Annotated in this window: 10 protein-coding genes; 6 read left to right on the forward strand and 4 right to left on the reverse strand. The window is 68.5% G+C overall.

Going from position 1 to position 9,541, the window contains the following annotated elements:
• Positions 1–2: 2 nt before the first annotated feature.
• Complete coding sequence (locus A5650_RS21945; RefSeq protein WP_082950888.1) at positions 3–614, reverse strand: DUF1353 domain-containing protein; 612 nt, start codon at positions 612–614, stop codon at positions 3–5.
• Between the two features lie 235 nt (positions 615–849).
• Here A5650_RS21945 and fdxA point away from each other — a divergent pair, with 235 nt between their 5' ends.
• Positions 850–1,173 (forward strand): ferredoxin, encoded by a 324-nt coding sequence (gene fdxA, locus A5650_RS21950; protein WP_067081631.1) that lies wholly within the window; start codon positions 850–852, stop codon positions 1,171–1,173.
• A complete protein-coding gene (dapC, locus tag A5650_RS21955) occupies positions 1,173–2,291 on the forward strand; it encodes a succinyldiaminopimelate transaminase (protein ID WP_067296685.1) in 1,119 nt (372 codons plus the stop codon). Before fdxA ends, dapC begins: the two co-directional genes overlap by 1 nt.
• Here the strand turns inward: dapC and A5650_RS21960 are convergent.
• Positions 2,288–3,859 (reverse strand): PucR family transcriptional regulator, encoded by a 1,572-nt coding sequence (locus A5650_RS21960; RefSeq protein ID WP_067296688.1) that lies wholly within the window; start codon positions 3,857–3,859, stop codon positions 2,288–2,290. The genes dapC and A5650_RS21960 overlap by 4 nt on opposite strands.
• Positions 3,860–3,952: 93 nt before the next feature.
• On the opposite strand from A5650_RS21960, the gene pruA reads away from it, so the two are divergent.
• Together pruA and A5650_RS21970 are read left to right on the forward strand one after the other, a co-directional pair.
• Positions 3,953–5,587, forward strand: coding sequence for an L-glutamate gamma-semialdehyde dehydrogenase (pruA, locus tag A5650_RS21965; protein WP_067296692.1), 1,635 nt, complete (start codon positions 3,953–3,955; stop codon positions 5,585–5,587).
• Positions 5,587–6,552, forward strand: a complete 966-nt coding sequence (locus A5650_RS21970; RefSeq protein ID WP_067296695.1) for a proline dehydrogenase family protein — start codon at positions 5,587–5,589, stop codon at positions 6,550–6,552. The genes pruA and A5650_RS21970 overlap by 1 nt, the downstream gene beginning before the upstream one ends.
• Here the strand turns inward: A5650_RS21970 and A5650_RS21975 are convergent.
• Together A5650_RS21975 and A5650_RS21980 are read right to left on the reverse strand one after the other, a co-directional pair.
• Positions 6,549–7,052, reverse strand: a complete 504-nt coding sequence (locus A5650_RS21975; RefSeq protein WP_197501947.1) for an Rv2253 family sensor-like surface protein — start codon at positions 7,050–7,052, stop codon at positions 6,549–6,551. The genes A5650_RS21970 and A5650_RS21975 overlap by 4 nt on opposite strands.
• Before the next feature lie 126 nt (positions 7,053–7,178).
• Positions 7,179–7,664 (reverse strand): NUDIX domain-containing protein, encoded by a 486-nt coding sequence (locus A5650_RS21980; RefSeq protein ID WP_067296778.1) that lies wholly within the window; start codon positions 7,662–7,664, stop codon positions 7,179–7,181.
• Positions 7,665–7,757: 93 nt separating this feature from the next.
• On the opposite strand from A5650_RS21980, the gene A5650_RS21985 reads away from it, so the two are divergent.
• Both A5650_RS21985 and A5650_RS21990 read left to right on the forward strand, forming a co-directional pair.
• Positions 7,758–9,158 (forward strand): acyl-CoA synthetase, encoded by a 1,401-nt coding sequence (locus tag A5650_RS21985; RefSeq protein ID WP_067296699.1) that lies wholly within the window; start codon positions 7,758–7,760, stop codon positions 9,156–9,158.
• Entirely contained in the window at positions 9,155–9,505 is a 351-nt protein-coding gene (locus A5650_RS21990; RefSeq protein WP_067296702.1) for a VOC family protein, read from the forward strand. Before A5650_RS21985 ends, A5650_RS21990 begins: the two co-directional genes overlap by 4 nt.
• Positions 9,506–9,541: the final 36 nt, after the last annotated feature.

Consider the following 9,541-nt stretch of genomic DNA (forward strand, 5'->3'; position numbering starts at 1 on the left):
CGTCACGTCTTCAACGGGAGCGGTGGTGGTGTCTCGTCGGGCACCACCACCGCGACGACCGACTCGAGAATCCAGAACACGACCGTCGCCACGACGATCACCAGCGCCGGCGCGACGACGATCGGCGCGGCGACGAACAGCACCAAAAGCAGCGCGCCCGGCAGGTCCTTCCACCACCCGGCGCCTCCCTTGCCCTGCACGATCGCCGACAGTCGCACCGTCGCCCAGATGATCCAGCGGCGCAACAGGCTCACGCCGTCACGTTGCATCTGCAACCGGAAGCGGTAGTCGGCGGCGCGACGGTCACAACCCGTGCGGTCGGGAAAGCGCCACAGGTAGTCGTGCAGGACCGCGGCGCGCGCGTAGCGGCCCGCGCGGGGGACGAACCAGGCGACCATTCCGGGCACCGACGCCAGGTCGGTCGGAAAGTCGGCGCAGACCTCGAACCGCTCGTTGGGTCCCTCGAATCCGAGTGGCTGCGTGGTGCGCCATTCGTCCCACGCACCCTCCTTGAAGAACCTCTTGGCGGCGCGCACGGCGTCCAGTTCGGACGCGGTCAGCTGGCGGACATGAAGGACGGCGGACTTCTCGACGGGCGGGGCGCAACGTTCCATCTCGCAGGTATAGCAAGGGTGAGCCGCGAGAGAGGGGTGTCTGCTAGGCAGCTGTATCTGCAACGTTTAGTATCAGTAACCACACGCAACCCCTAACCCGGGTTGCGTGTGAAGTTAGGGCACACTGAGACGACCGTGCAGGTATCGACCACGGATACTTGCGGCCGAGCTTGGATGCCCACCCCGTACGGCAGCCCACCGGACAGGAGATCGAGGAGACCTTGAGGAGAACACGGTGACGTATGTCATTGCCGAACCTTGTGTCGACGTCAAAGACAAGGCGTGTATCGAGGAATGCCCTGTCGACTGCATCTACGAGGGCGCTCGCATGCTCTACATCCACCCGGATGAGTGCGTGGACTGTGGTGCCTGCGAACCGGTGTGCCCCGTCGAGGCCATCTACTACGAAGACGACGTGCCTGACCAGTGGAGCAGCTACACGCAGGTCAACGCCGACTTCTTCACCGAGTTGGGTTCGCCCGGCGGTGCGTCGAAGGTGGGTCAGACCGACAACGACCCCGAGCCGGTCAAGAGCCTGCCGCCGCAAGGTGAGGACTGATAACGGCTCACGCACGGCTCCGTAGGCGCGTCAGCGCGTCGCTGCCCGCGTTCCCCTGGGACACCCTGGCCGACGTGACCGCGCTGGCGCGCGCACACCCCGACGGCATCGTCGACCTGTCCGTAGGCACTCCGGTCGACCCGGTGGCGCCCGTCATCCGCGATGCGCTCGCGGCGGCCAGCGCGTCACCCGGCTACCCGACGACGGCGGGCACCCCAGCGCTGCGGGAGGCCGCCGTGAACGCGCTGGAGCGGCGCTACGGCGTCTCGGGCCTCTCGCCCGACGCCGTGTTGCCGGTGATCGGCACCAAGGAGCTCATCGCCTGGTTGCCGACGCTGCTGGGCCTCGGTCCCGACGACATCGTGGTGGCGCCCGAGCTGGCGTACCCGACGTACGACGTCGGCGCGCGGCTGGCGAGTGCGCAGATCGTGCGGGCCGATTCGCTCACACAGCTGGGTCCGCAGACCCCGGCCCTGGTGTTCCTGAACTCGCCGAGCAATCCGACGGGCAAGGTGCTCGGCGTCGACCACCTGCGCAAGGTGGTCGGCTGGGCGCGCGAACGCGGGGTCCTGGTCGTCTCCGACGAGTGCTACCTCGGCCTGGGTTGGGACGCCGAACCGCTCTCGGTGTTGAATCCTTCGGTCTGCGACGGTGACCACACCGGGTTGCTGGCTGTGCATTCGCTGTCGAAGACCTCGTCGCTGGCCGGCTACCGAGCCGGGTTCGTCGCCGGCGACCCGGAGGTGGTCGCCGAACTGCTGGCGGTCCGCAAGCACGCCGGAATGATGGTGCCGACACCGGTGCAGGGCGCGATGGTCGCCGCGCTCGACGACGACGAGCACGAACGCGAACAGCGCGCCCGATACGAGAAGCGGCGCGATATCCTGCTTCCCGCGGTGCGTTCGGCGGGGTTGACCGTCGAGGACTCCGAGGCCGGGTTGTACCTGTGGGCTACGCGCGGCGAGCCGTGCCGCGACACCGCCACCTGGCTCGCGCGGCTCGGCATCCTCGTCGCGCCCGGCGAGTTCTACGGCGCGCGGGGAACCAAGCATGTGCGGATCGCGCTGACCGCGACCGACGAGCGTATTGCCGCTGCGGCGCAGCGCCTTTCGGCCTAAGCCTCTGTCGCGCGTAGGCCAAGCGCGAGCACCAGCCGGTCATCGGGATCGGTCAACGACGTCGACAGCAGCTTCTCGATCCGGCGGATGCGGTAGCGCACGGTGTTCGGATGCACGTGCAACCGGTGCGCGACCGCAGCGATGTCGCCGAACGCGTCGAGGTAGGCCGCGAGCGTCTCCGCGAGGACCGGATCCTGTTCGCGCAGTTGACGTATCCGCGGGTCGACGAGGCGCGGACCCATCCGGGAGACGATCTCGTCGAGCAGCACGGTGGTCCGTGCATCGTCGAGCGACGCAACGACGCCGATGGCGCCGGGGTGGCGTTGCGCGCTGTCGAAGACCCTGTCCACCTCGGTGCGTGCGCTCGCGGCGGCCGCCAGTCCGATGAGCGGGGCGGCGACGACGGCCCGCAGCGCGAGGCTCAGTTCACGATCGAGCGTCGCGACCAGGCCGCGCACCCAGGACATCACCGACGACGCCGCGCCGATTTTCGGCAGCAGCACATAGACCCGGCCGTCGCTCGAGGCGATCTGCGCATCTGGCCGAAATGCACCGGCGCTCAGCGCGATCACACCGGCCGGTGCTGTGCCCTCGAGGTCAGCGAACCCGACCAGCGCGGCGCGACCGTCGGCAGGGATGCCGAGTTCCCTTGCGAGAGCGACGACATCGGCGGCTTCCCCCGACAGGCCGAGCAATTCCTGTACGTGTCGGGTGTGCGTCGACGGTGAGGCTGACAGCCGCGACATGATCCTGGCCGCCAAGACCGCCCCGCCCCGCAACACGTCCTCGACATCTTCTGCCAGCGGCGTCGAACCCTGTTGGAGCCAAATGGTTCCCGCGAAGCGGGTGGCCTTGCGGTCGGGGAGATGGATGCCGACGGCCAGACGCGGTCGCAGTCCGAGCTCCGGCCGTTCGGCGACACGCACGACATCGACGCCCGACCGAAGGGCGTCGAAGATGCCCCACTGCGCGATCCAGGCCAGGTGCTCGGGCGGGCCGGCGCGCCCCAGGATGGTCAACCGGCGCAGTTCGTCGGCCTCGTCGCTGGAGGCCGAATAGGCCAGCACATGGGAGTCCTCGTCCTCGATGCTGATCATTCCGCGGGTGCGGTCGGCGATCGACTGGGCCAGGCCGAACAAGTCGGTGCCCGGATCGTGATGCGGGTCGCCGCGGTCGCCGTGGTGGTCGAAGGCGTGGTTGACCAACTTGTACAGGGACTCCCAGCGGGCCTGCGGTTCGACGGCCACGACCGCGGTGCCCAGCGCGACCGCCCGCTCGACGGCGGCACTCGTGGGGTGTTTGACGAAGATCGCCGCCGGCGCCCGGCCCGTTCCCGCGAACTGCCGTTCGAGCCACCGCACCGCCTCCGTGTCGTCGACGCCGAGCAGGAAGAACAGGTCGGCGGATCCGGGGCCGACGGCCAACCCCAGCCGAACGTCGTCGGCGTCGACCAGCGCGACCGACGCGACCGGCATATCCAGGCCGCGCGGCGCCTCGACCAGCGTCACCATGGTGCGGTCCAGCGCGAGCAGCAACTGACCCAACCCCAGCCCGGACCGTGGCTCCATCGCATGCCCCTTTGTCTGATCCGACTATAGGTCGCCGATTGCGTTGTCGAATCGTCCATCGGATTCGGTGTCGGATTCGAGCATCATTTCGCCATGGACGCCATCACTGACGTACCGCTTCCGACCAACGAGCCGGTCCACGACTACGCGCGCGGCTCGGGTGAACGCACCCGACTCGTCGAAGCACTGAGCACCGTCGCCGCCGATCCCGTCGATCTGCCGCATGTCATTGGCGGCCGGCACCGCATGGGCGAGGGGGAACGGATCGACGTGGTGCAGCCACACCGCCACACCGATCCTTCTGGGCGGCTGGGCACGCTCACCAACGCCACCCACGCCGACGCCGCCGCTGCCGTCGAAGCCGCGATGGCAGCCAAAGCGCAGTGGGAGGCCACGCCGTTCGACGAGCGGGCCGCGGTCTTTCTGCGGGCGGCCGACCTGCTCGCGGGGCCATGGCGCGAAAGGCTCTGCGCCGCCACCATGCTCGGGCAGTCCAAGTCGGCGTATCAGGCCGAGATCGACGCGGCTTGCGAACTGATCGACTTCTGGCGCTTCAACGTCTCCTTCGCGCGGCAGATCCTCGCCCAGCAGCCGATCAGTGTGCGCGGGGTATGGAACCGCACCGATTACCGGCCGCTCGACGGATTCGTCTACGCAATAACGCCGTTCAACTTCACCGCGATAGCGGGCAATCTGCCGACGGCGCCGGCATTGATGGGCAACACCGTCGTGTGGAAGCCGTCGCCCACCCAGACCTTCGCCGCCTATCTGACCATGCAGTTGCTGGAACAAGCCGGCCTGCCGCCCGGCGTCATCAACATGCTCACCGGCGACGGGATGGCGGTCTCCGATGTGGCGCTCGCAGATCCGCGCCTGGCCGGCATCCACTTCACCGGCTCGACCGCCACCTTTCAGCACCTGTGGCGGGAAGTCGGCGCCAACATCGACCGCTACCACGGCTATCCGCGCCTGGTGGGCGAGACCGGCGGCAAAGACTTCGTCGTCGCGCACGCCAGCGCGCAACCCGACGTGCTCCGCACCGCGCTGATCCGCGGCGCGTTTGACTATCAGGGTCAGAAGTGCTCGGCGGCGTCGCGGGCATTCGTCGCGCGTTCGGTGTGGCAGCGAATGGGCGACGACTTCCTCTCCGCGACAGAGCAACTGCGCTACGGTGACGTCACCGACCTGACCAACTTCGGCGGCGCGCTGATCGACGACCGCGCGTTCGCCAAGAACGTCAAGGCCATCGAGAGGGCGAAGGACGCCCACGTGACGATCGCCGTCGGCGGTGAATACGACGACTCGGAGGGCTATTTCGTCCGGCCGACGGTGTTGCTGTCCGACGACCCGGCCGACGAGGCGTTCAGCACCGAGTATTTCGGTCCGATCCTGGCCGTGCACGTTTACCCGGACGACGACTACGACCACATCCTCGACATCGTCGATACCGGAGCGAAGTACGCGTTGACCGGCGCCGTGATCGCCGACGACCGGGCGGCGGTGCTGCAGGCCCAACGACGACTGCGGCACGCCGCCGGCAACTTCTACGTCAACGACAAGCCCACCGGCGCCATCGTGGGGCAGCAACCGTTCGGCGGGTCGCGCGCCTCGGGCACCAACGACAAGGCCGGGTCGCCGCTGAACCTGCTGCGGTGGACGTCGGCGCGGTCGATCAAGGAGACGCTCGTGCCGCCGACCGACCACAACTACCCGCACATGGAGCAGTGATGGGGGTCTTCGACCGCTTCGCGCGACCGGCGATCCTGGCCGCCAGCCGGCGCGATCATCTGCGCAGGACCGCTGAGCGACTGCCCCTCACGCGCGAGGTCGTGCACCGGTTCGTGCCGGGAGAGACGGTGCACGACGCGCTCGACTCCGTTGCGCGCTTGCGCGCTTCGGGGCGCCTCGTGTCGATCGATCACCTCGGCGAAGACGTGACGGATGCCGACACCGCGACCGAGAACGTCAACGCGTACCTGACACTGCTCGACGGCTTCGCACGGCGCGACGAAGAGCCGGCCGCCGTGGCGCCGCTGGAGGTTTCGCTGAAACTGTCGGCCCTCGGCCAGGCGCTGCCTCGCGACGGAGAGAAGATCGCGCTGGAGAACGCTCACACCATCTGCGAGCGGGCGCGGCGCATCGGGGCGTGGGCGACGGTAGATGCCGAGGACCACACCACAACCGACTCCACGCTGTCGATCGTTCGCGATCTTCGGACTGAATTCCGTTGGCTGGGAACGGTGTTGCAGGCCTATCTCAAACGCACACACGCCGACTGTCAGGACTTCGCCGCGTCGGGGGCGCGAATCCGCCTGTGCAAAGGCGCGTACGACGAACCGGCGTCGGTGGCCTATCGCGACCGCGACGACGTCACCGACTCCTATCTGCGGTGCCTGCGTGTGCTGATGGCGGGCGCCGGCTATCCGATGGTGGCATCCCATGATCCGGCGATCATCGCGGCGGTTCCCGGGCTGGCCGCCGAGAACAGCCGCGGCGCCGAGGATTTCGAATACCAGATGCTGTACGGCATCCGCGATGCCGAGCAGCGCAGGCTGGCCGATGCCGGTAACCATGTGCGGGTGTACGTGCCGTTCGGCACCCAGTGGTACGGATACTTCGTGCGCAGGCTCGCCGAACGCCCGGCGAACCTGATGTTCTTCCTGCGGGCGCTGGCCGAACGCCGCAGCGCTTAGACGGGGCGGGCGGCGACGGGCATCAGAACCGTGCCGCGGCACGGTCCCGCGAGGATCTCGGTGTGCCACGTCCCGAACAGCTGTCCGTCGATATCGGGGGCATAGAACACGCGCGACCGGGCCGGGGCGTACTGGGTGGGCACGCCGTCTCCCTGGAAGCACTCCCACTGCCAGTTGTAGGCGTACTGCCACCGAGCGCCGTCCCAGGTGTAGCGGACCGGTTGGGGGATGGTCGGATTGCTCGGCGCCGGTCCGTCGACGACAGTGGCCACGCACAACCCTGCCGAGCAGTCGGTCACCAGCACGTACTGCGCGCCGAAGTCGGGCTCGGGTTGTCGCGCGGCGATGCTGGTGCCCATCTTGTCCGACGCGTAGGTGACGATCTGGTAGCGCCCGTTCCATGCCGGGTTCGCTGCATCTGCTGACGGCAGCACCGAAAAGCCCGCGGCCGCAGCATAAGTCACCCCGAACAGCGCGCTGGTCAGGGTGCGGACAGACATGCCGGGAACACTACTGAGCCGAATCGCCGCCGCCAGCCGCGACACGGTTTGCTGAAGGCTACGACACCGTCACGGATTGGTCTCGATGCGCGGTCGGTCACCGCGGCCGCCGGTTCGCGGTTCGAATCAGCGCCCCGACAGCAACAGCAGACCCCATGCCGCGATCGACTGGGCGTCGGTGATGACGCCGTCGCGCATCATCTGCTCGACCTCGATACAGGTGAACCACTCGCTGTGCATGTCCTGTTCTTCGTGTTCGCGATCATGCTCACCTTCGGTGATGCCCGTGGCCAGGAACACCCAGCCGCGCTGGCTGCTCATCCCCGGCGCCACGTCGAGCAGGCCGAGGCGGACGAACTCCGTCGCGCGCAGACCCGTCTCTTCGCGCAGTTCGCGCGCCGCGAGATCGGCGGGCACGAGGTCCTGCTGGTCAGGCGCGGTGCCCTGCGGGAACTCCCACCGCCGCAGGCCCAGTGGATAGCGGAACTGCTCGACCAGCCGGATCCGGTCGCGATCTCGCGCGATCACCAGGGCGTACGTCGGCTTGTCGACCACCGCATAGATGCCGTCGCTGCCGTCGGGCCGGCGGATGTCGTCCTCACGCAGCGTCATCCAGTTGTTCCGGTACACCTCGCGTGAGGCCAGCCGCTCAATGTGGGTCACGCGCCCAGTATCGCCGAGTCGATGTGGGTAACCTCGCTGCTTATGCTGCTGGCTTCGTTGAACCCCGCCGCCGTCGCGGGTGGCGCCGACATCGAGGACGCTGTCCGCATCGACGGGGCGCAGTTGTCGCGTAGCGATCTGGTAGGGGCGGCGACCTCGGTGGCCGAACGCGTCGCCGGTGCGCAGCGGGTCGCCGTGCTGGCCACGCCGACGGTCCAGACGGTGCTGGCGGTGACGGGTTGCCTGATCGCCGGTGTGCCCGCTGTGCCGGTGCCCGCCGACGTCGGCGCCGCCGAGCGTAGGCACATCCTCACCGACTCGGGCGCGCAGGCGTGGCTGGGCCAGAAGCCAGACGAGACCGAGGCTCTGCAGCACATCCCGGTGCGGCTGCACGCGCGCTCGTGGCACCGCTACGCCGAACCCGCCGACGAGTCGCCCGCGCTGATCATCTACACCTCCGGCACGACCGGCCCGCCCAAGGGCGTCTCCATCAGCCGTCGCGCGATCGCCGCCGACATCGACGCGCTCGCCGAGGCGTGGCAGTGGACGCCCGGCGACGTTTTGGTGCACGGGCTGCCGCTGTATCACGTGCACGGGTTGATCCTCGGCCTGCTCGGTTCGCTGCGCATCGGAAATCGGTTCGTGCACACCGGCAAACCCCGCCCGCAGGACTACGCGGCCGCCGGCGGGTCGCTGTACTTCGGGGTTCCGACGGTATGGTCGCGCGTGGCCGACGACGTGGAATCCGCCGCAGCGCTGAAGTCGGCTCGGCTGCTGGTCTCGGGCAGCGCCCCGCTGCCGGTGCCGGTGTTCGACAAGCTGGCCGAGCGAACCGGGCACCGGCCGATCGAGCGTTACGGCTCGACGGAGTCGCTGATCACGATCAGCACCCGCGCCGACGGTGAGCGCAGACCGGGCTGGGTGGGCCTGCCACTGAGCGGTATCGAGACTCGGTTGGTCGACGAGCGCGGTGCCGCGGTGCCGCACGACGGGGAAACCATTGGCCAGCTTCACGTTCGCGGCGCGACGTTGTTCGACGGCTACCTCAATCGGCCCGATGCGACCGCCCAGGTGCTCGACGCCGACGGTTGGTACCGCACCGGCGACGTCGCGGTGATCGACTCCGACGGCATGCACCGCATCGTCGGACGCGAGTCCGTCGACCTGATCAAGACCGGCGGCTTCCGGGTCGGGGCGGGGGAGATCGAGACCGCGATGCTGGGGCACCCGGGCGTGCGCGAGGTGGCGGTGGTCGGCGTACCCGACGACGACCTCGGTCAGCGCATCGTCGCGTTCGTTGTCGGCGATGCCGGCCCCGACGAGTTGATCGAGTTTGTGGCGCAACAGCTTTCGGTGCACAAACGGCCGCGTGAGGTGCGGCTGGTCGACTCGCTGCCCCGCAACGCGATGGGCAAGGTGCTCAAGAAGGAGCTGGCACGGTGACACTCGAGTTCGACGAGATCTGCATCGACGCACACGATGCGTCGGCGCTGGGCAAGTGGTGGTCGCAGGTGCTCGGCTGGCCACACGACGTCGACGCCGACGGCGATGTCGTGCTGCACGCGCCGCCGGGTGCGGGTCCGAACTGGCTGTTCCTCGCAGTGCCCGACGAGAAGGTTGTCAAGAACCGCATCCACTTCGACTTTCGGCCCGACGACCAGCAGACCGAGGTCGAGCGCGTCGTCGCCCTTGGCGCACGGCACGTCGACATCGGCCAGGGCGACGAAACCTGGGTTGTGCTCGCCGATCCCGAGGGCAACGAATTCTGCATCCTGGCCGCCGAAGATTGACCCCTCGGCCCCTATTAGCGCGAGCGTGCGTGTTTG

The organism is Mycobacterium sp. 1164985.4, assembly GCF_001668575.1.
In the GTDB taxonomy this organism is placed as follows: Bacteria; Actinomycetota; Actinomycetes; order Mycobacteriales; family Mycobacteriaceae; genus Mycobacterium.

Bases quoted from the DNA above. Each gene is read 5' to 3' on its own strand.
- A5650_RS21945 (WP_082950888.1), bottom strand. From the start codon at position 614: ATGGAACGTTGCGCCCCGCCCGTCGAGAAGTCCGCCGTCCTTCATGTC.
- A5650_RS21960 (WP_067296688.1), bottom strand. From the start codon at position 3,859: ATGGAGCCACGGTCCGGGCTGGGGTTGGGTCAGTTGCTGCTCGCGCTG.
- pruA (WP_067296692.1), top strand. From the start codon at position 3,953: ATGGACGCCATCACTGACGTACCGCTTCCGACCAACGAGCCGGTCCAC.
- A5650_RS21970 (WP_067296695.1), top strand. From the start codon at position 5,587: ATGGGGGTCTTCGACCGCTTCGCGCGACCGGCGATCCTGGCCGCCAGC.
- A5650_RS21975 (WP_197501947.1), bottom strand. From the start codon at position 7,052: ATGTCTGTCCGCACCCTGACCAGCGCGCTGTTCGGGGTGACTTATGCT.
- A5650_RS21980 (WP_067296778.1), bottom strand. From the start codon at position 7,664: ATGACGCTGCGTGAGGACGACATCCGCCGGCCCGACGGCAGCGACGGC.
- A5650_RS21985 (WP_067296699.1), top strand. From the start codon at position 7,758: ATGCTGCTGGCTTCGTTGAACCCCGCCGCCGTCGCGGGTGGCGCCGAC.